This window comes from Bdellovibrio sp. HCB117 (assembly GCF_047305915.1).
GTDB lineage: Bacteria > Bdellovibrionota > Bdellovibrionia > Bdellovibrionales > Bdellovibrionaceae > Bdellovibrio > Bdellovibrio bacteriovorus_B.
This window is the reverse complement of record NZ_CP178622.1, coordinates 2,994,963-3,015,560: the sequence shown is the minus strand read 5'-3', so window position 1 is coordinate 3,015,560 and position 20,598 is coordinate 2,994,963. Positions and strand designations below refer to the sequence as shown.

Sequence of the window (20,598 nt, the reverse complement as noted above, 5' to 3'; positions counted from 1 at the left end):
AATGAGAGCCATGGATGTGCAAACCATTGTGAAAGTCACCGGAGCTGAAACTCTGGGACTGAAAGAAGATAAATTTCAAGGAATCGGAACGGACACACGAGCGGATCTAAAAGGTCAACTTTTCATCGCCCTCAAAGGTGAAGCTTTCGATGCACATCAATTTTTAGATAAAGCGGTTCAGCAAGGAGCTTCAGGACTTTTGGTTCATGAAGACAGCGATCTTGTACAAAAATTAAAGGGCCAAGTGACTATTTTGAAAGTGCCTGACACATTAAAGGCTCTTCAGCAGTTGGGAACTTGGGCGCGCCGTCAATCTAAAGCCAAAGTTTTGGGCATTACGGGCTCTAATGGTAAGACGACAACGAAAGAATTCACGGCTGCCCTGATTGGCTCTGTTAAAAAAGTCCACTACAACAAAGGTTCTTTCAACAATCATTGGGGTGTTCCATTCACCTTGTTGCAAATTCCAGCGGACGCCGAAGTCGCCGTTGTAGAAATGGGCATGAATCACGCCGGAGAAATCACAGAGCTAGTGCACATCGCGGAACCCGATGTGGTTGTCTGCACGATGGTGGGACGTGCGCACATGGAATTCTTCGGTACAATTGAAAAAGTTGCTGAAGCTAAAGAAGAAATCTATATCGCTTCTGGGGCTAACACTCTTCGTATTTACAATTTAGACAACACGCAAACTCATAACATGTACGTGCGAGCGACCGAAAAATACCCACACGAAAAACTTCTGACGTTTTCATCAGAAGACCCTCGTGCCGATGTGCATTTGACGATTGCTTCCATGAGCATGGGCGAACTATCAATCAAAGGAAGCATCGGCGGTCAGTCAGGCTCTGCCAATGTTCAAGTCTTTGGATCTCAGAATTTGACGAATCTGATGGCAGCAGCAGCTTTGGGGCTCGCGGCAGGAATGAGCCCTTCTCAGGTGTGGGCAGGTCTTCCTCACTGCAAAACAAATTGGGGACGCAATCAGCTTGTGAATTTGAAATCAGGCGCGCAGATGATTTTTGATGCTTACAACGCCAATCCTGACAGTATGAAAGCTTTGATCGATAATATGAAACTGTTGACGGTTTCTGGTCGCAAAGTAGGTGTCTTCGGGCAAATGCGTGAACTAGGAAGTGCCTCAGCCTCCTTACACGAAGAGCTGGGCACTTGGGTGGGGCAAGCGGGATTCGATAAGGTTTATTTTATCGGTGACGACTATGAGGCCTTCGGGAAAGGCCTGCAAAAAGTCGGCTATAAGAATCCATCCCTGATCGAAAAAGATTTTAAGGAATCTTCAGGCCAGGATCTGGGTCAGTTTTTAAAATCTGGAGATATCGCGGTAGTGAAGGCGTCACGCGGGACAAAGCTGGAACGTTTTGTGTTCCCTTGTGAACCTTTAGATTTCGCGGAGAAGCAGTAACACGCTGAACCTTTGGCAGGTTCAGCGCTCTGGTAAAAAGCGCGAAATACATAAATTACTCCCACTTCTTATGGAACTTTTCGATTTTTTCGACGAGTTCTTTTTTCTGTTCAGGCGTTAAGCTTTTATGAAGAGCGGATACCTTATCAATGTATTTATCCGTTCTTGCGTCCATGCGCGCCTGACGTTGTTTGATCACTTCTTTGATTTTGGCTTTATCAAGTTCTTCAGAAAGCAGCATTGTTTTGAAATCACCGTACAAAGACTGACGAACGGCTTTTTCTTCCGCGAAGTCTTTTTTCACGTCAGCGGCGATATCATTCAATAAGGCTTTTTGTTGTTCATTGAAATCAAACTTATCCGCGATTTTTTCGCTGACGGCATTGATTCGTTCTTCCGGACTGCGGTGGCAACCCGTCATCAGACCAACTCCAGCGACCGCTAAGACAACGCCTAAAACACGAGGCCATTTTCTTTTACTTACGATTTTCATATCAACTCCTTCGGATGAGTGGGTTTCTTAAATACAAGTTTAGGTGGTTCCGAGGGCGAAGTGGTTGCCGGATTGTTAATATTTGTAACAAATTGTAACTGCTTGATTATTCAGGGTTTTGGGGCTTTCACGAAATACATAAATAGATTAAGATACAGCTATGAATCGCATTGCCCTGATCGATGATGATCAAAAATTAGGAGAGCTGTTGAAGCAGTATTTCAGTCAGTTTGAGCTGGAAACTGTGCAGTTCACCCTTCCTTCTGAAGCTTTGTCTGCTTTAAAGCGCGAAAAATTCGATGCGATTATTCTAGATGTGATGCTACCTGAAATGGATGGCTTCGAGGTGTGCAAAAAAATTCGTGGATTCAGTGATCTTCCGATTCTGATGCTCACAGCTCGCGGAGAAACCTCTGACAAAGTTTTAGGACTGGAGCTCGGCGTGGATGATTATTTGCCCAAGCCTTTTGAAGCTCGTGAGCTTGTGGCGCGAATGAAAAGCCTGATTCGTCGGTATAAAAAGACTTCAGTGAGCGGAAACAAACTGCGCTCAGGATCTCTTGTGCTGGATACGCAGCTTCGCACGGCTTTCCTAGAAGATCAGAATTTAAATCTCAGCACACACGAGTATGAATTATTGAAACTTTTAATGTCTTACGCGGGTCAAAGCCTTTCCCGGGATCGTATTATGGATGAACTTCGTGGCGTGGATTGGGAAGCTTACAACCGCAGCATCGATGTCGCCATCAGCCGTCTAAGACAAAAATTAAAAGACCCAGCTAAGACTCCGGTCTTCTTGCGCACCGTGTGGGGAGAAGGTTATTGCTTTATCGCTCCTGTGGAGGAAACACTGTGAAGCCCCGTGGAATGAAACTTCTTATCAAAGTGTTTCTGGCCTTTCTTCTGACCTCGCTTTTGATTGTCGGAGGCTTGGCTCTTTTGGGACATTCATTAAGCCCCGAAAAATCTTTGTCGCCCGTGATAGAAAACAACGCTGCCAATTATTTTCAGAGTTTGAGCGCCAAGATTCAAACCGAGGACGACATACGCCGTCTCTATAAAGACTTGCAATTGCGTGTACGACGGGAAGGTTTTGAACAACTGGCTGACAGCCAGGGGCTTCCCAGTTTTGCGACCACCGAAGAAATGGATAAGGATTTTTCAAATAAACTTTCTTTAGGAAAAACCAACGGCTTTTACTTTGCGGAGGTGAAAGGAGTCACGCCACGGACTGTTTGGTTTATTTCCTATGATGAAATTCCGCGCGCGTGGTTGTTTCCTTTTTTATGGGTCGCCTCTTTTATCTTCTTTATCATGGCCATCAGTTTTTTAACGATTCGCTGGATGATGTCGCCGATCAAAGTCGTCGTTGAAGGAGTTAATAAAATCTCGGAAGGGAATTTGAAGTATCGTATTAAAACAAATCATCGCGGCGAATTCGGTCTTATTGCCGACTCTTTTAATAACATGGCCGATGGCCTTGAAAAAATGATCGTCGCTAAAGAGCAACTTCTTCGTGATGTCAGTCATGAACTGCGCAGTCCGTTGACTCGTGTCGGGGTTGCTGTAGATCTTTTGGCCGATGAAAAAATGAAGTCATCTATAAAAGATGATCTTTCTAAGATGGAAGAACTCATTCATCAGATTTTAGAATCTTATCGTCTTAAGGAAGGGGCGAAGTCGCTAAAAAAATCCAATGTGAATTTGAGCGAGCTTATTTCTAATGTCGTCTCTGATTACGAAGGGGCTTTGAAGGTGAATCTCAATATGCCTGCAGAAGCTTCACTGCACATGGACGCGATGCAAATGGAGCGTGTTCTGCGCAATCTCATTGAAAACTCGATGAAGTACGCAAAACCTTCTGAAGCCAATGAACTTACTATTTCTTTACAAAAAGACTGCGATCATTGGGTGTTGAAGTTGAAAGATCAAGGGATCGGAATTTCCGAAAAAGATTTAACTCATATCTTTGAGCCTTTTTATCGTGCTGATACGGCGAGGTCTCCAGGGAAATCGGGATTTGGATTGGGTTTGGCCATCGCTCGCGCTGTGATCGAAGCCCATGAAGGAACGATCACGGTTACCAGCAAAATGAATGTGGGAAGTGAGTTTACTATCCGCCTTCCTAAATAGCCAATTCGCGATACATTGTCTGTACTTCGTTGATACCGTATTTTCTTTCCAATCGTCGTACAACGAAGTGACCCCGAGCCATGTCTTGAAAGTGATCCATAAAAATAACGTTCACCGTGGCCCCACCCAATGCTCCCACCAAAGGCATCAGTTGGGCCGCGGCCTTTTCGGCAACCACCAACTGAAAACGTGATGCCACACTGGCCAGCAGTCGCATCATGATGGGCGCACTTTCCTCTGCCAGGCTTTTACCAAGAAAGGCTTTGGCTGCATCCGTGAAGGCTTTTGATAAAGCGGCCCGAGTCATAATATAACCCGAACCAGCCGCATCGTCGGCCGTGCTCAGTCCACCAAAGGCGAAGACTTCAAGGCAAGCTAGTTTTGTATCAATGTCAGAAATGTCTTCACCTTCACTTTGGGCAATGTCGATGATGGATCTCATCATCAAAGTCGTGGAAATAGGGAGTTCGATAAGAAGGGAAGCCGGTCCGAAAAAACCACCTGCGCCGCCAGTCCCTGCAACCGCAAGCTTATGACCCAAATTGTGCGAAGTCTTTTCGCTCGTAGGCGGAATGGTGCGCATCGCAAGGTCATAGGCGACGTGAATGGATTTTTCCGCTGCTTTATGCACCGTTTTTTGAACTTTGTCCGGTAAAAGTGAAAGGCCTTTTTCAACGGGGGCTCCGATCTTAGCGGCGATGCGCGCCGTGATTCCCGGTTTTTCCAAAAGTTCCTTAGCCAGTCGAAGTGATTGCAGGTCTATGGAATCCATTTGCATCGAAATCTCCTTCTGTGAATTTGCACTACCAGTAACGCTATTTTACACGAAGTCTTATATTGCTGATTTGTTTTTTAGTTATCACAATAAAGTCACCACTTTTAACAATGAGGTTGGACATGGAATTTAAGCACGATGTTCAGGGTCACAAATTTTTGACGATGGTTGAAGGCGGCGAAGCTCATCTGCTTTATCGTCGTAAAGGGGATGTCTTCGATTTGTATGCCACGGAAGTGCCGCCAGAGGCGCGAGGGAAAAATGTTGCGGATCAATTGGTGCGTGAAGCCCTTAAAACAGCGAAGCAAGAAAACGCCCAAGTGATCGCAACATGTCCTTATGTCAAAAAATGGTTCGAAAAACATCCTGAAGAAAAATCCATCTTAAAGCACTAGTGATGGTCTTCCGTTTTTTTAGGTGAGGGATGAACCACAGAGGAGCGTCCCGCACCGATGTCGGTATAAGCGCCCGTCGGTGAGCCTTCCACATCAGGCTTTGCCATGTCGACGGCGCGCCCTTGTTTGTCTGTGTAGCCCGAAGCACGGGCATCACGTTCATTCATTTTTCCATAATTCATTTTATGACTGGCGAATCTGGGTTTCGTAGTTTTTTCTTTATTCATACAATCCCCCTTATCAATGTTAGATACCCGCTTGACCTACCAAGTAGGCGGCTCGTTGCAGGGCCGGATTTACTAAGATCTCGCTCAAATTCCATGTGCTTGTATCTTCTTTTTTCAGTACTTGATGAAGAACGACAAGCATGTCTTCTGTCGTGACAATACCTACCACTTCATCCTCTTTAGTGATTAAAAAGGCCGAGACTTTTTCTTCAATCATCGCCTCCACGACATCATCAATGGGAGTGTCGATGTCGAAGGTTTTAATAGGTGAGGTCATAATTTTGTCGACGGTCACTTCTACAGAAGAAGCCCGCATTAAATCGCGGTCCGAAAGCATTCCGACAATATAATCATCTTCTTCATCCATCACCGGCAGATGACGAATCCAATAGTTGGCCATCAAGCGTTGTGCCTCTGCAGCTGTGGCTGTTTTAGGCACAGTGATTAGCTTACGACTTATGTGATTTTTCAATACGAGTTTCACAACGGACCTCCTTCATCACTTTTCAATTTTATCATTTCTAAATGTCAGTAACATGACGACTGTCATCTCTCATAAGATTTTTAAAACAGCAGTAATATCATATACTTATAAAGTTTTTCTTGCTTTTGCGAATCTGTTCATGCTAAACCCTTTAAGTTCCTAGGAAATTTAAATTTACAAGTCACTACAGAGGATATCTTCAGCATGCTTTATCAATGGCTTTATTCGATGGCGGATCAGTTTTCGCCTCTGAATGTTTTCAGGTACTTAACTGTCCGTACGTTTATCTCGTTCTTCACGGCCTTTTTGCTGTGTTGGATGTGGGGACCTTACTTCATTCGTCGTTTGCAGATGAAGCACTTTGGGCAAGCGATTCGCGATGATGGTCCTCAAACGCATAAGAAAAAAGCGGGAACACCGACAATGGGTGGAGGATTGATTCTTCTTTCCACTTTGATTCCGTGTCTTCTTTGGGTCGACATGACGAATGCTTTGGTGTGGGCGGTGCTGCTTATCACTTGGGGCTTTGGTTTGATCGGTTACATGGATGATTGGCTCAAAGTGAGTAAGAAAAACTCCAAAGGTCTTTCTGGTAAAATCCGTTTGGCCGGAGAGTTTTTAATCAGCGGTGGAGTGATCGCTTATTTGGTTCACTATCACGGACTAAGCACAGCGGTGACAATTCCATTTATTAAGTCCGTTTCTTTGGAGCTTGGCTATCTCTACATCGTGTTCGCATCTTTAGTGATTGTGGGCACAGCTAATGCGGTGAATTTAACTGACGGATTGGATGGTTTGGCTATTGTTCCGGTGATGATCTCTGCGGCGACTTTAGGTTTGTTCGCTTACGTCACAGGCCACTTTTCAATCGCGAATTACCTGCAAATTCCGCATGTGATCGGGGCGGGTGAATTAACTCCGGTCGCGGCGACGATTGTTGCTGCAGGAATGGGATTTTTGTGGTTTAACGCGTACCCCGCACAAGTGTTCATGGGGGACGTGGGATCGCTTTCATTGGGCGGTTTCTTGGGCACCATGGCCGTGATCACTCAGAATGAGCTTTTAATGGTTGTTCTTGGTGGTGTGTTCGTGGTTGAAGCGTTGTCGGTCATCACTCAGGTGATTTCATTTAAGATGACCGGGAAGCGTGTGTTTAAAATGGCACCGATTCACCATCACTTTGAATTGGGTGGTCTAACAGAAACAAAGATCATCGTGCGTTTCTGGATCATCTCTATTTTGCTTGCAGTATTAAGTCTTTCGACTCTGAAGTTGAGGTAAGAAAATGTATAAAGAGTTTAGCGAATTAAAAGATAAAAGAATTCTTGTCGTCGGTCTTGGTAAGACGGGGGCCTCTTTGGCGCACTTCCTGACTAAGCATGGCGCGCAAGTGACAGTGACGGATCATAAATCCAAACCTGAACTTTCGACTCAGTTAGAGCAATTGGGTGATTTGCCAATCAAGTTTGAATTGGGCGGTCACAGTCCAAAAACTTTCATTGCGCAAGATCTTGTGATCTTGTCACCGGGCGTGCCTAGCAATTTGAAAATCTTCGATTACGCAAGATCTCAAGGTATCCGCATTACGGGCGAGTTTGAATTCTCTGCAGGCTTTATCAAAGAACCTATCATTGGATTGACAGGAACAAATGGTAAAACGACTGTTGCGAAAATCACCGAAGCGATTCTTAAAGAATCCGGCATTAAAACTTGGGTGGGTGGAGCGAATGAAAAACCTTTGGTTGATTACTTGCGTTCTGAAGAAAAAGCGCAAGTGGTGATCGCAGAAGTTTCTAGCTTCATGCTTGAACACTGTGACACGTTCAACCCCATGAACATCGTGTTCACGAACTTGGCTGAAAATCATTTGGATCGTTATCGCTCTATGGAAGAGTACGTAAACGCCAAAAGACGTATTTTCAAAAACACAAATCAAGCGACAACAAGCATCTTGAATGCTGACGACAACGCGGTTGTTGAGTTGGCGCGTGATCCAGCGGTTCAACGCGGAAGAATTTTCTACTTCTCTCGCAAACCGGCTTTGGAACCACAAATCATGAACATCGGTGGTGCCGTGAATATCGGTGATGAGATCCGTGTTCGCACAGGTCCAGAGATCGAAACTTTCACGATCAAGAACATGAAAATGCGCGGGAAGCACTCTGTTGAAAACGTGATGGCCGCGATCCTGGCATCTCGTGAACACGGAGCAACTCGCGAGGCTGTTCAAAAAGTGATCGACACCTTTACGGGCCTTCCTCACCGTATCGAGTACGTTCGTAAAGTCGGCGGAGTTCTTTTCTACAACGACTCTAAAGCAACAAACGTGCACGCGGTTCTTCGCGCTTTGGATACTTTCGATGAAAACGTGATATTGATCGCGGGTGGTAAAGATACGAATTTGAATTACGAGCCTTTACGTACTGCCGTAAAAAGAAAGGTCAAGACCTTGATCTTAGTCGGGGAAGCCAAAGAAAGAATCAACCGTGACCTTGGTGACTTCTCTGAAACTTTCTTGATCGGTACATTTGAGGAGGCGGTTCTTATCGCTTACCAAAAGTCCAGAATCGGTGACACCGTTCTTCTATCTCCAGGCTGCTCAAGCTTCGACATGTTTGACAGTTTCGAAGAGCGCGGCGATTATTTCAAAGAAATCGTGAGAAAGTTTCATTGACCGGCGGCAGCCGGCAGAGCGCAGGGCGCGCGCACGCGCGCCCGTAGCTGAAGCAGCTCACAAGCATCAGACCGTCCAAGAAGGACGGTCTTCTTTTAGCCAGGAGGCTTAAGTGTCCCAACGTCTTTTCATCCTCTTCACATCGTCCGCTCTTCTTCTTTCCGGTTGTGCTTCCGGAACTTTTAAAGCTCGCCAGGAGCAACGTGAAAAACTAGCAGCAAGCACCGGAATGTACTGTGAGTTCGTCAGTGGTGATTTGAATCCTGACTTGGACGTGGAGCTAAGCATGCAAATGGCACGTCGTTGCGACGCTAACCGCAACTTCTCAATCACGAACTACAAAAACTCTTCGGACCAAAACGGCGTGATCTACTGCTGTGCTTCGACAAAGAAGGGCGCGGTGACTGCCAAGAAGGCGACTTCAACGCCGGCTCCTAAGGTGGAAACTGAAGATCCTAACGCTGACGTGATCTCCGAATAAGCGGGTCCAGCTTTTAAAAACCCAAATTCAGATTCATAGACGATAAATTGGACTTCTGATTAACTAAAGGTCGGGAGTCCCATCTATGTTGAGATATTTGTCTAGCAGCTTGTTTTTAGCCATCATCACTCTTCTGGGTATTGGCCTTGTCCAAGTTTATTCCTCCAGCTTTATTTTCGCGATCGAATCTTACGGGGACGGTCTTTTCTTCTTCAAAAGACAGTTCATCTTCGCTCTGATCGCGTTTGCTGTTCTGATTGCCACCATTCATATTCCTTTTCGCTACATCGAAAAATACGGTTGGGCCTTTTGGCTTTTAGCGACGTTAGGTGTCTTAGCGACGTATGTTCCCGGTTTAGGAGTTCGTGTTGGTGGGGCGATGCGCTGGATTCAGCTTCCGTTTGGAATTCGTTTTGAACCGGGCGAATTGCTGAAGATCTCTTTCAGTCTTTTATTCGCAAGTCTTGTGGTCCGCCAAGAAAACTTCTTAGCGCGTGTGAAGTGGCATTGGATTGTGCTCTTTATGATTTTCCCTATGGCGCTTTTGTTAAAGCAGCCTGACTTCGGAACGTTTGCCATCATCATGATGGTGGGCGTGACATTGCTTTTTGCGTTCGGCTTACAGTGGAAATACATTATTGCGTCCTTTGCGGTTTTGATTCCTGCGTTTTATTTTCTGGTGATGTCGGTTCCTTACCGTCGGGCGCGTGTTTTGGCGTTCTTGGATCCTTGGTCCGATCCTGCTCAGAAGGGCTTCCAGGTGATTCAGAGTATGCTCAGTTTTCACTCGGGTGGCTTGACGGGTGCAGGATTGGGACAAGGCCAAGGAAAATTGTTCTTCTTACCTGAAGCGCACACGGATTTCACAATGGCGGTGTTGGGTGAAGAGATGGGTTTCATCGGTTTTGTGGCGATTCTGGCTCTGTACGGATTCGTAGTTTTCCGCGGCATCCAGATCGCAGTGAAAGCTGAAGAACCCTTTAAAAGAGCTTTGGCTTTAGGTTTGTCAGTGACTTTTGGACTGAGTGTCTTTATCAATGCGGGGGTGGTTATGGGACTTCTTCCGACGAAAGGTCTGACTCTGCCATTCTTGAGTTACGGTGGAAGTTCTTTGGTATCATTGTGTTTTATGTTTGGTTTGATCCTGAACATCGAAAACTCTTTTGAAGAGGATAAATTTTCTCGTCGATTCGGATCACGCTGGACACATGCGAAGGTGAAAAACTAATGAGTAAAAAGACGATTGTGATCGCGGGTGGTGGGACCGGTGGTCACATTTATCCTGGTATAGCAATCGCGCGGGCTATTCAAAAAATGGATCCCAGTGTGGAAGTTCATTTTGTCGGCACGGCGATGGGTTTAGAAACGAAAATTGTTCCTCGCGAAGGTTTCCCCCTTCACTTGATTGAGTCCGGTAAGCTGAACGTCAAAAGTCCCCTTCAAAAGCTAAAAACTCTTTTCAAAATTCCTTTGGGCGTTTGGCAGTCGATTCGCCTGCTGGGGCAACTGAAGCCTTTGTACGTGATCGGCGTGGGCGGTTATGCCTCGGGTCCTTTCGTACTGGCTGCCAGTATCATCGGTTTTAATACGGCCATCTGGGAACCGAACGCGATGCCAGGAATGGCAAATCGTCTTCTGGCGCGTTTCGTTGATAAGTGCTTCGTTGTTTTTGCTGAAGCCAAGAAACACTTAAAGAGCGATAACGTGATTCAAGCCGGAATGCCCGTGCGCGAAGAAATCGAAAACGCCCAGACCGAAAAACGCGAAGATGACAACTTCCATCTTCTTTCTTTCGGTGGCAGCCAAGGTGCACGTGCGATCAATAACTGTTTAAGCGACGCCATCATGTCCGGTGGGGATTGGGTTCGTAACTTGTCTGTCGTTCATCAGTTGGGATCTTTGGATTTTAAAACCATTTCAGAAAAATATCGTGGAGCTCCATGCAGTGTTGAGCCACAGGAGTTCATCTACGACATGCCAAAATACTATCGTTGGGCCGACATCATCGTCAGCCGAGGTGGTGCGAGCTCTATCGCTGAGGCTGCGGCTTTCGGGATTATCCCGATCATTATTCCTTTGCCAGCGGCCGACAATCATCAGCAAAAAAATGCTGAAAGTCTTGTGTCAAAAAATGCAGGTCGCATGATTTTACAGAAAGATTTAACTCCGGAAAGATTGATTTCAGAAGTTCAATCTTTAAGAAACGATAAAGCTTTGCGTGAACAGATGGTTCAGAATATAAAGAACTTCTACATCCCTCAAGCGGCGACCACGATCGCAAAGGAAATCTTGCAATGAAGTTACAACAGGCCAAATTTCATTTCGTAGGTATCGGGGGCATCGGTATGTGTGGGCTCGCGGAGCTTCTTCACAATATCGGCGCAAAAGTTTCAGGAAGTGACATCGCAGACAACGCCAACACGGAACGTCTTCGCGAAATTGGAGTGAAAGTCTTTAAAGGACATCAATCCTCCAATGTTGGCGATGCGGATGTGGTGGTTTACTCTAGTGCCATTCAATACGGAAACCCAGAGATCTCTGAAGCCCGTGCACGTCAAATTCCTTTAATCCCAAGAGCTGAAGCTTTGGCGGAAATCATGCGTCTTAAGCGTGGAGTCGCTGTCGCAGGAACTCACGGAAAAACAACAACGACGTCAATGACGTCAGCAATTTTCTTAGAAGCTAATTTAAGTCCGACGATTGTTGTCGGGGGACGATTTGAATTGATCAAGTCAACGGCGATGTTGGGATCTGGTGACTGGTTGGTTGCTGAAGCTGATGAGTCTGATGGCAGTTTCCAAAAACTTTCTCCGGAAGTGGCGATCATCACGAATGTGGATTCCGACCATTTGGATCACTATAAGACTTTTGAAAACTTGCAAAAAAGTTTCTATGACTTTGCTCAAAAGGTTCCATTCTATGGAAAAGTCATTGCTTGCGGTGATGATCCCGTGATCCGTCAGATTTTTGAAAATTTCCCAAAACGTATTTTATTCTACGGCTTTGATGAAAAGAACGATCTGGTTCTTTCTGGTGAGCAAGGCAATTACTCTCTGTATCGCAGTGACCGTCTTTTAGGAACGCGCCACTTAGTGGGCGAATTCAGTTTGAAAGTTCCAGGTCGTCACAATGCTTTGAATGCGACAGCCGCCATTTGTGCGGGTGTTGCCGCCGGAATTCCATTTGCAACTTGTGCAAAAGGTCTTCAGCGCTTTGAGGGGGTGGATCGTCGATTTCACTTCAAAGGCGAAAAACGCGGCATCAGAATTTACGATGACTACGGTCACCATCCCACAGAAGTGCGCGCAGTCTTGCAAGCCTTCCGTGAAAAGTATCCGGGTCAACGCTTGGTCGTCTTTTTCCAACCACATCGTTATTCACGCACGCAACACTGCTGGCATGATTTCACAACGGCTTTCAAAGAAGCAGACACGGTTCTTCTGACGGATATCTATGCGGCGGGTGAAGCGCCGATTCCGGGAATCAGCAGTGAAAAGCTGGCTTTGGATATGAAACATGCCAATGCCTCTTATTTCCTTCGTGATGAGAAGGCGACTCAGAAAGTGCTGGGTCTTCTTAAAGAAGGCGATGTCTTCGTCACCTTAGGGGCTGGCGACGGATGGAAGCTCGGGCTTGATGTTTTAAATCAGCTTTAAAATCCGCAGCCTACGATGTTCAGAATTTCAAATTATTAAATAACAAAGTCCTCGGCGTTTTTTGCGTCGAGGATTTTTTTTGGTGCCTCATGGTTTTGTTTTTTAAAGGCGGTTCATGCAGTTCCAGTTGGCTTTGAAGCGGTTGCCTTGGATTCGCATTGAGGAGGCTAGGGCTAAGCACTCGGAGCGGCTCAATTGGTTTTGGTCGTGGAGTTTGCTCCAGCAGTACCAGCGGATGTCGTCGGAGTTTTCTGGGTCTTGGTTGCGGTCGGCTGAAGCTAGGCAGGCGCCTAAATGGATTTTTGAATTGAATCTGGTGAGGCAGTTCCAGTCTATGCCTGAGACGCTGTTGGTTTCGAATTGGTCGGCGACTTGGTGGCACTTTGCTGGGGTGTCGATCAGGTGTTCGAACTCTTTGTAGCAGCCCCAGCGGTAGCCGTCGCGTGAATCTGCTGTGTCTTGGCGTTTGGCTTTAAGCATGCAATGTTGGGCCATGGGTGGTAAGGGGTCTTGTTGTTTTTGGTTTAGAGTGTACAGGATGTCTTGGTGGTCGCGGACGGGCCATGCTGAAGAGGCGATCAAAAGATCTTGGACTTCTATTGGTGTTAGGCGGGGAGCCAATGCGCGAACGGCTTCGCGTCTCCACGAAGGGTCATCCATTGTTGCCATCGCTTTTAATAAATCTTCCATGCGTGTGTCGTAAGAGCCAAAGCACTGAGCGACTCTGGGCATGAAGGGGATGCCTACTTTGTCTAGCTTGATCCAATCGCCCTTAAGTTCGATGTTTTTAAGATGGTCTTTCATTGTGCAAAGCTGGTCGGTGATGATGAAGTTCAAGCCGTTTGCTAATCTTTGACGGATGAGTTTTTCTTGTTGTTCTCGTTTTACCATCTCTGGCATCAAACCGAGCTTGGCTTGCAATTCCAAGAATTGGAATTTCATTTTCATCGGTAAAGATTTTGCTGAACTGATTTGTGCGAAGAAATTTTCAAAATTTCTGGTGATTTCCGGCGAAGGAAGCACGGTGTTTTGCAATTGGGCTAAAAAGGACGGGTTTTCAGAGGCTTCTAAAAGAGGCTCGTAGTATTTTTTTAAATTCGTTTTCTGAGAAATAAACTCGATGGCTTCTTTGTTGTGAGTCGTATCTTTCGAATATGTCTTACAAGCAAGATGGCGGTAGTTCGGATCCATTTCTTTTTTAGGCTCTACAATACGGTAACTAGTTCCTGCAAAAACATCTTTGAACTTTTGGATGTTCGGGCCTTTCGTGAAAAATGTTTCTTTGGAAATATCTTTCAGAGCTCTGCGCATCATCGGACCTGCAACACGGCCCATGGGACCTGTGCTCGAAAATCCGTGCAGTCTTTCCGACTGAGGAAAAGCCGAAGAAAAAATCTGGCTGATGCTCATACCGTAATCGGAATAGCGAGAAAAGGCGACGCGCTCGGCGAGATCACGTGGAAAACCGTTTTTAATTAGAACTTCGACGTATTCTTCAATGGAGCGTTTGTCGGGGACTTTGGTCGCCAAAGTGTTACATCCCATCAAGAAAACATCTTTGGGCTTGTTCAAGATGCCGGGACACGCATTTTCACAACTGAGCTTTTCAATTTCTTTAAGATCTAATGTGGTACTGACCCCTTCACCGAAAAACACTCCACCGAAATGTCCCGATACTAAAAGCACATCGCATTCAATACCGCTTTGACAGGCTTTTTGTAGCCATTGAGGATCCTTGTTCGCAGGAACAAGTTCGGTGACTTCGACATCGCTGCCCGCATAAAGACTTCTTAGAACTTCGCGCTCGTTTTCAGAGTTTAAAGTCATCGTGCAGATTCTTTTCGGAGCGGCTGTGGCGCCGACCGAAAATAGAAGGGATCCTAAGATTAAAAGCAGACATGTCTTCATGCGCATAAAGAGTGCAAGCTCTTATCCACATCGAGTAAGGCGGTGCTGATTCTGAGAGTAAAAAAGGCTGACAGGTGACGAAAAAGGACGAAGTCTCAATCTGAGAATTCGTCCTTTTGCTAGCAGAAAAGAAAATTTATCAACTAAGAAGCATCGTCTAAGGGTAACAAGTCATCGTGGTGCTTCGAGGCACGCGCTGCTGTCTTTGGTGCAGGGTTTGACTTCTTAGTCGGTGCCGTTGACGTTGATCGAGGGATAGGAGCGTGTAACGTTTCTCCCTTGGCCGACTTACCTTCCATAATTTGCGTCAACTCTTGAACCATCGAGTGCATTTGGGCAGAGCGATCGGACAAGATTTCTGCATTGGTCGCACATTCTTCAGCGGCAGAGGCATTGCCTTGAGTGACTCGGTCAATTTCGTTGATGGACATGTTAATCGACGTCACACCTTGAGCCTGTTCTGAACTTGCCGTAGAGATTTCGATATTCACCGAAGTCAGCTTTTCAATGCGTTGAACGATCTCTGTCAACATGGTTCCGCTGGCCTGAACGACTTCGTGGCCGTTTTCGATTTTTTCGACGCTATCACGAATCAAATCTGAGATTTCTTTCGCGGACGTGGCACTTCTTTGTGCCAACGCACGAACGGCCTCAGCGACGACGGCAAAACCTTTCCCTTGTTCACCTGCACGAGCTGCCTCCACGGCCGCGTTCAAGGCCAAAAGATTTGTTTGGAAGGCGATATCGTCGATCACTGTAATGATTTCTTCGATTTTCTTTGAGCTCTTCGCGATCTCGCCCATGGAGAAGATCAGTTTTTCAACTTCGTCTTTACCAGCGCGCGCTTTTGTTTGCGCATCTTCCGCTAAATTTTTCGCCTCACGAGTGTGTTCGGCGTTGAGCTTAATCATGCTCGACATTTCTTCGGTCGCCGAAGTCGTCTGTTCAATAGAAGCGGCAGCCGTTGAAGCTGCAGTGCTGAGATCTTGTGAAGACTTCGTGATTTCGCGGCTGGCTTGGGCAACACCTAAACCTGTTTCTTGCAGCTTTTCTGCGATACCCGCTAAAGCCTTCATCGGTTTTTTCAAGAACATAAAGGCGATAAACATGGCGAGGATGGAAAGACCTGTCGACCAACCAACAATGTACCAAGTGGCATTGGCCGCCGCGGCTTTGATTTCTGCTTTACTCGAGATGACGGCGAAGGCGCCATGGAGTTTTCCATCTCTCCAGTTTTCCATTGGGTAACCTAAAATATCTTTGCCATTTTTCCACGGAGACTGAGCCGGATCGCCGTGGCAATTCATGCAGCCTTGTGATTCGGAAAGACGTACGGGACGATAAACAATAATTTCGTTTTCTGTGGTTGAAGAAAGTTCTTTAAGAGAAGGGTCCGCTTCAAATTTTTTAAGGATGGCCATCTCAGTATCCGTGGCGCGATTGTCATCATTGCGAGGCTCACCTGAAAACACGCGGAAAGTGTATCCTTCTTCTGAAGCATTTTCTGCACCTACCTTCATCGCGGCGAAGATAGGAACCTGTTTTAGGATTGTCAGCTTTGCATCCTTCGACAAGTTTCCGTCCGGATGCTCCGTGATAGCGTCTTGAATTGTATTTTTCAGTCCACCTTGAGAGGCGATGTACGAGCGAACCGATTCTAAGCGGGAAAGTATGGCACGTGATTTTTCGATTAATTGCGTTTCACCCTGTAAAGAAATACGGGATGTAGAAACAAGAACGGCCGCGGTGGTGCAGATGATACAGGCTAAAAGAATGCTCAACATAACCTTGGCGTTAAACTTCATGTGGGTCGCTCCTTAAATTACGATGTTTTTTCGATGTCCTCCTTATCGAACTCGTGTTCCTTGCACATAAGTTACAAATTTAGACAGCGAAAACTGAGTGGGTCGTAAAAAAGCGGCTAGGCCTTGGGAGGGAATTTTGTTTCTCTGTGCGTTTAAATATATTAGGAGGCCCGAATTGAATAAAAACAAATCTGAGTTTGATAGTAAACTCAGATTTGATTGTGTCTAAAAATTAATAATTGGAAGAGGTTAGGCTGCGTTTTTACCAGTAATGATGTGGTTCAAATTTTTAACGGCTTCGTCCATGACGGTGGACTGAGTGGCCAATTCTTCTGAAGCCGCGGCACATTCTTCTGCGGCGGCCGCATTGGCTTGAGTGATCTTATCCATTTCAAAAAGCGCTTTATTTATTTGAACGATGCCTTGTTCTTGTTCACTGCTGGCAGTAGAAATTTCGTCGTTAAGAGTAGAAAGATGTTCGATGGTCTTAACAATCTCTTTCAAAGAGACTTCACTAGATTGAACGACCTTTTGGCCTTTTTCAATATTCGTAACACTTTCATTGATCAATGTAGAGATCTCTTTCGCGGAGGTCGCACTTCTTTGCGCTAAGCTGCGAACAGCGTCCGCCACAACGGCAAAACCCTTACCATGCTCTCCCGCGCGAGCGGCCTCAACGGAAGCATTCAATGCCAGAAGGTTTGTTTGGAATGCGATGTCGTCAATCACTGTGATGATCTCTTCAATTTTTTTCGAGCTTGTCGTGATTTCGTTCATAGAGACAGTCAGCTTACGAACCTCTTCTTCGCCAATGCGCGCTTTTTCCTGCGCTTGATGAGCTAGATCACGAGCTTTGCTGGCGTGCTCTGTATTCATCTTAACCATGCTGGACACTTCTTCTGTGGAGGCGGAAGTCTCTTCAATGGAGGCTGCCGCAGTGACAGCGGCATTACTTAAGTTTTGACTCGAGTCACGGATCTCTTGACCCGTACTAGAAACTTGCGTGCCGGCGACATTTAGTAAACTGATAGATTCCAATAAAGCCGCCATAGGCTTACGCACAAGGATGATGGAAATAACTAGAATCGAAACAGTGATTAACAGAGCCCAGCCTAGAATTGAATAAGTCGTATTCATCGCTGCCGCGGTAACTTCTTCCGTGGATGCGGTGATAGCAAAAACTCCGTGAAGTTGACCGTCCTTCCAGTTTTCCATTGGATAACCTAAGATATCTTTTCCGTTTTTCCAGGGGCTCGTCGCCGGATCGCCGTGGCAAAGAAGGCAGCCTTGTGCGGCTGAAAGACGTACGGGGCGATAGACGATCACGGCATGGTCTGTGTCTTCGACAATTTCATTCAAGTCTTTATTGGCCTCAAATTTTTTGAGGATCTCAAGTTCTTTAGAAGTTGCTTTGTTGCCTTCGCGACGTGCTTTGTCTGCAAACACACGAAACTGGTAGCCGTCGTCTTTGGCATTTTCAAATCCCACGACAATTGATGCAAAAATAGGAACTTTGCGCAATAAGCTTTGACGCTCTTCTTCTGGAAGTTTGCCGTCGGGAAATCTTGTCACTGCGTGAGCAAAATCATTTTCAAGCTTTCCCTGGGTTGCGATGTAACTACGGATCGCTTCAAGACGCGAAAGAATAGCCTGAGATTTTTCAATTAGTTGGTGGCGCCCTTGGTTATGAACCTTTGACGAAGAAATGGCAACCGCGGCAAGTGTACAGATCACACAGGATAAACCCACGTTTAAAATAATCTTCGTCCCCAGTCTCATAGATGTCTCCTTGGTAATCTTTCTATCGGTGGTTGAGAGAATAAAAAAATACTTAAGAACTCGTGTTCTGCATTTATTTCGCAACTTTAGCGAAGAAAGTGTTTGAAGCGCTGGGACCTAGGTCTTGCTTCCGGCGGGAAAGAAAATCTCCTCACTTAAATAGCTTCAAAGTAGCACCGGGTCTTGCTAGTCTAAAATCTACGACAGCAAAGGATTTGCTCGGAGAACCTCGTGAAGAAGCTCGTTTTACAACTCATCTTTGGATTTATTGTTTTGCCTGTAGCTCTTGCGGGTTCCCTTTTTTATCTTAATAAAAATGGTTTCTTCAATATCACGAAAATCGAAGTCATTCTTGAAAACCCTCCGGCAGGCCAAGAACAATTTTTAAAGCCTCATGTAGACCGTCTTGAAGCGTCTTTGGCGAAGTACAAGGGCATTTCACTTTGGAACATCAAACTTAAAAAAATCTCTCGTGAAGTTTCGGATTTAAATTGGGTGGAGCAACTGAATATCAAACGCAGCTGGCCGGCGACTCTTGCTGTGCGCGTACGTCCTTATGAAGTGAAACTTCTTTATATGGGTAAGGGTGGAAAACTTGTACCTATTATTAAAGACGGAAGTTTTTTAGATCCTGTTGAAACCAAGCAAGCTCCTGATGTGGCTCTTCTAGACGGCGAAAGTTTTCAGAAGAAAAGTGAGCTTAGAAAAAAAGCAGTGGAAGTGATCGAACAAATTCCTGCTGAAGGATCGTTCAGTAAAAAAACGATTTCTGAAATTCGCCACGACTCTAAAGAAGGTTTTTGGATGACGATGATAAAGACCGGAATTCAAGTGAAGATGGGCGAAGACCAAGTTTCACTCAAGGCCGCTCGAGTCTCACAAGTCGTCGACTATCTCGAATCTCGCCAATTTGACGCGCGCGTCATAGATGCGAATCTGTCTAAGAAAGTCCTTGTCAGGTTGCGTAAGGATCCCTAAGCTTAAGTCTGGAGGACCGATCAAAGTCGGGTCAAGCTCGCTTTGAAAACCCTTTGAAATGATTTTATCGGGTGGTTCTACAACATTAGATTAAGCATCCGTGAGGACTTAAGGATGAGTACATCAAAACCGAAGGCACCGGTATTGGCTGGTTTGGACATTGGGTCTACCAAAGTCTCTTTTGTGATCGGCACAGTCAATTCCGACGGAAAAATCGAAGTCGCTGGCGTAGGAACTGCTCCTAATACGGGCATTCGCCAAGGCGTTGTGGTGAATATCGAGGCCACAACGGAATCCATTAAAAAAGCTAAAGAAGAAGCAGAATTGATGTCTGGCTATTCCGTCTCTGAGGTATGGGTCGGCGTTGCGGGCACGCACATTTCCTCTTTTGATTCAAAGGGCATGGTCGCAATTAAAAATCGCGAAGTGACTCCTTCAGAAATTGATCGCGTGATCGAAGCGGCAAAAGCCGTAGCGGTTCCGGCAGATCGCACGGTTCTGCACATTCTTCCAAGAGAATTCAAAGTCGACGGCCAAGACGGCATCACAGATCCTGTGGGTATGTCAGGCATCCGCTTAGAAGCCAACGTTCACATCGTGACGGGCAGCCAAAGCGCGATCAACAACTCGGTGAAATGTGTTGAAAAAGCGGGACTTAAAATTTCTGGTTTGGTGCTGGCGCAATTGGCTTCAGCAACCGCAGTTATTTCTAATGACGAAAAAAATCTGGGCGTGTGTGTTGTCGACATGGGCGGCGGCGCTTGCAACGCTTTGTATTTCGTCAACGGAAGTGTGGCGCATTCATCGACAATTCCGGTGGGTGGTCAGCACTTCACTCATGACGTGGCTGTAGGACTTCGCACTCCACAGTTTGCGGCAGAGGCTTTAAAGAAGAAGCATGGCTGCGCCATGGCTTCTATGGTGAATGAAAATGAAACTATCGAGGTCGAAGGTGTCGGCGGCAGAAAAGCCCGCGTGATTCCTCGCAAAGACTTAGCAGACGTGATCGAAGCAAGAGCAGAGGAAACTCTGAACTTGATCGCGAACGATTTGCGCATGAGTGGTTTGATGCCAATGTTGGGTTCGGGAATCGTTCTTACCGGCGGCGCAAGTCAACTTGATGGTCTGATTGAGATGGGTGAGTTTATTTTTGATATTCCGGTTCGTCGAGGGACTCCTCAGCAAATCGGCGGTCTGACAGATGTTGTGAAATCTGGAGAGTTCTCAGCAGCCGTCGGACTGTTGTTGTATGCACTAGCACAAAGAAAAGATTTGCAGGCAGGTCATCAGCAGCAAGAAGTGAACATCGGCGAGTCTCTCGACGGTATCACGAAGAAGATCAAAGATTTTTTCGGACAGATTTTTTAAAAAGTTTTTTACTTGCATC

General features: G+C 46.0%; 19 protein-coding genes. 12 read left to right on the top strand and 7 right to left on the bottom strand.

Features of this window, described 5'->3' with window-relative positions:
• Position 1: 1 nt before the first annotated feature.
• Positions 2–1,423 carry a UDP-N-acetylmuramoyl-tripeptide--D-alanyl-D-alanine ligase gene (locus tag ACLWBD_RS14275; protein WP_063205037.1) on the top strand — a complete coding sequence of 474 codons (1,422 nt, stop codon included), beginning with the start codon at positions 2–4 and terminating at the stop codon, positions 1,421–1,423.
• 55 nt (positions 1,424–1,478) lie between these two features.
• Here ACLWBD_RS14275 and ACLWBD_RS14270 read toward each other — a convergent pair whose 3' ends face one another.
• Positions 1,479–1,916 (bottom strand): Spy/CpxP family protein refolding chaperone, encoded by a 438-nt coding sequence (locus tag ACLWBD_RS14270; RefSeq protein WP_063205036.1) that lies wholly within the window; start codon positions 1,914–1,916, stop codon positions 1,479–1,481.
• A 160-nt stretch (positions 1,917–2,076) separates the two neighbouring features.
• Between ACLWBD_RS14270 and ACLWBD_RS14265 the strand changes: the two genes are divergently transcribed.
• Together ACLWBD_RS14265 and ACLWBD_RS14260 are read left to right on the top strand one after the other, a co-directional pair.
• On the top strand, positions 2,077–2,772 hold the full coding sequence (locus ACLWBD_RS14265; protein ID WP_063205035.1) for a response regulator transcription factor: 696 nt from the start codon (positions 2,077–2,079) through the stop codon (positions 2,770–2,772).
• A complete protein-coding gene (locus ACLWBD_RS14260; RefSeq protein ID WP_413568661.1) occupies positions 2,769–4,049 on the top strand; it encodes a sensor histidine kinase in 1,281 nt (426 codons plus the stop codon). The genes ACLWBD_RS14265 and ACLWBD_RS14260 overlap by 4 nt, the downstream gene beginning before the upstream one ends.
• On the opposite strand, the gene ACLWBD_RS14255 is transcribed toward ACLWBD_RS14260, so the two are convergent.
• Positions 4,042–4,827, bottom strand: coding sequence for an EcsC family protein (locus tag ACLWBD_RS14255; RefSeq protein WP_216635245.1), 786 nt, complete (start codon positions 4,825–4,827; stop codon positions 4,042–4,044). The genes ACLWBD_RS14260 and ACLWBD_RS14255 overlap by 8 nt on opposite strands.
• 119 nt (positions 4,828–4,946) lie before the next feature.
• On the opposite strand from ACLWBD_RS14255, the gene ACLWBD_RS14250 reads away from it, so the two are divergent.
• A complete protein-coding gene (locus tag ACLWBD_RS14250; RefSeq protein WP_063205033.1) occupies positions 4,947–5,219 on the top strand; it encodes a GNAT family N-acetyltransferase in 273 nt (90 codons plus the stop codon).
• On the opposite strand, the gene ACLWBD_RS14245 is transcribed toward ACLWBD_RS14250, so the two are convergent.
• Together ACLWBD_RS14245 and ACLWBD_RS14240 are read right to left on the bottom strand one after the other, a co-directional pair.
• Positions 5,216–5,446 (bottom strand): hypothetical protein, encoded by a 231-nt coding sequence (locus ACLWBD_RS14245; RefSeq protein WP_063205032.1) that lies wholly within the window; start codon positions 5,444–5,446, stop codon positions 5,216–5,218. The genes ACLWBD_RS14250 and ACLWBD_RS14245 overlap by 4 nt on opposite strands.
• Before the next feature lie 19 nt (positions 5,447–5,465).
• Positions 5,466–5,930, bottom strand: a complete 465-nt coding sequence (locus tag ACLWBD_RS14240; RefSeq protein WP_063205031.1) for an HPP family protein — start codon at positions 5,928–5,930, stop codon at positions 5,466–5,468.
• Positions 5,931–6,134: 204 nt separating this feature from the next.
• On the opposite strand from ACLWBD_RS14240, the gene mraY reads away from it, so the two are divergent.
• The 6 genes from mraY to murC all read left to right on the top strand — a co-directional run bounded on the left by mraY (position 6,135) and on the right by murC (position 12,741).
• Positions 6,135–7,211, top strand: coding sequence for a phospho-N-acetylmuramoyl-pentapeptide-transferase (gene mraY, locus ACLWBD_RS14235; protein WP_063205030.1), 1,077 nt, complete (start codon positions 6,135–6,137; stop codon positions 7,209–7,211).
• Positions 7,212–7,215: 4 nt separating this feature from the next.
• The gene (gene murD / locus ACLWBD_RS14230; RefSeq protein WP_063205029.1) at positions 7,216–8,604 is read left to right on the top strand and encodes a UDP-N-acetylmuramoyl-L-alanine--D-glutamate ligase; all 1,389 of its coding nucleotides are present in this window, start codon (positions 7,216–7,218) and stop codon (positions 8,602–8,604) included.
• 112 nt (positions 8,605–8,716) lie between these two features.
• Positions 8,717–9,085, top strand: coding sequence for a hypothetical protein (locus ACLWBD_RS14225; protein ID WP_413568658.1), 369 nt, complete (start codon positions 8,717–8,719; stop codon positions 9,083–9,085).
• 85 nt (positions 9,086–9,170) lie between these two features.
• Positions 9,171–10,313 (top strand): putative lipid II flippase FtsW, encoded by a 1,143-nt coding sequence (ftsW, locus tag ACLWBD_RS14220; RefSeq protein ID WP_063205027.1) that lies wholly within the window; start codon positions 9,171–9,173, stop codon positions 10,311–10,313.
• On the top strand, positions 10,313–11,383 hold the full coding sequence (murG, locus tag ACLWBD_RS14215; protein ID WP_063205026.1) for an undecaprenyldiphospho-muramoylpentapeptide beta-N-acetylglucosaminyltransferase: 1,071 nt from the start codon (positions 10,313–10,315) through the stop codon (positions 11,381–11,383). The genes ftsW and murG overlap by 1 nt, the downstream gene beginning before the upstream one ends.
• Entirely contained in the window at positions 11,380–12,741 is a 1,362-nt protein-coding gene (murC, locus tag ACLWBD_RS14210; protein WP_063205025.1) for a UDP-N-acetylmuramate--L-alanine ligase, read from the top strand. The genes murG and murC overlap by 4 nt, the downstream gene beginning before the upstream one ends.
• 102 nt (positions 12,742–12,843) lie before the next feature.
• On the opposite strand, the gene ACLWBD_RS14205 is transcribed toward murC, so the two are convergent.
• The 3 genes from ACLWBD_RS14205 to ACLWBD_RS14195 form a co-directional block, all read right to left on the bottom strand.
• A complete protein-coding gene (locus tag ACLWBD_RS14205) occupies positions 12,844–14,649 on the bottom strand; it encodes a hypothetical protein (protein ID WP_413568655.1) in 1,806 nt (601 codons plus the stop codon).
• Between the two features lie 143 nt (positions 14,650–14,792).
• Positions 14,793–16,454: a methyl-accepting chemotaxis protein gene (locus ACLWBD_RS14200; protein WP_413568653.1), complete on the bottom strand. Its 1,662-nt coding sequence runs from the start codon at positions 16,452–16,454 to the stop codon at positions 14,793–14,795.
• Between the two features lie 249 nt (positions 16,455–16,703).
• Complete coding sequence (locus tag ACLWBD_RS14195) at positions 16,704–18,233, bottom strand: methyl-accepting chemotaxis protein (RefSeq protein ID WP_413568651.1); 1,530 nt, start codon at positions 18,231–18,233, stop codon at positions 16,704–16,706.
• A gap of 231 nt (positions 18,234–18,464) precedes the next feature.
• Here ACLWBD_RS14195 and ACLWBD_RS14190 point away from each other — a divergent pair, with 231 nt between their 5' ends.
• Positions 18,465–19,211, top strand: coding sequence for a cell division protein FtsQ/DivIB (locus ACLWBD_RS14190; RefSeq protein ID WP_063205022.1), 747 nt, complete (start codon positions 18,465–18,467; stop codon positions 19,209–19,211).
• 114 nt (positions 19,212–19,325) lie between these two features.
• On the top strand, positions 19,326–20,579 hold the full coding sequence (gene ftsA, locus ACLWBD_RS14185; RefSeq protein WP_413568650.1) for a cell division protein FtsA: 1,254 nt from the start codon (positions 19,326–19,328) through the stop codon (positions 20,577–20,579).
• The last annotated feature ends 19 nt before the right edge of the window (positions 20,580–20,598 follow it).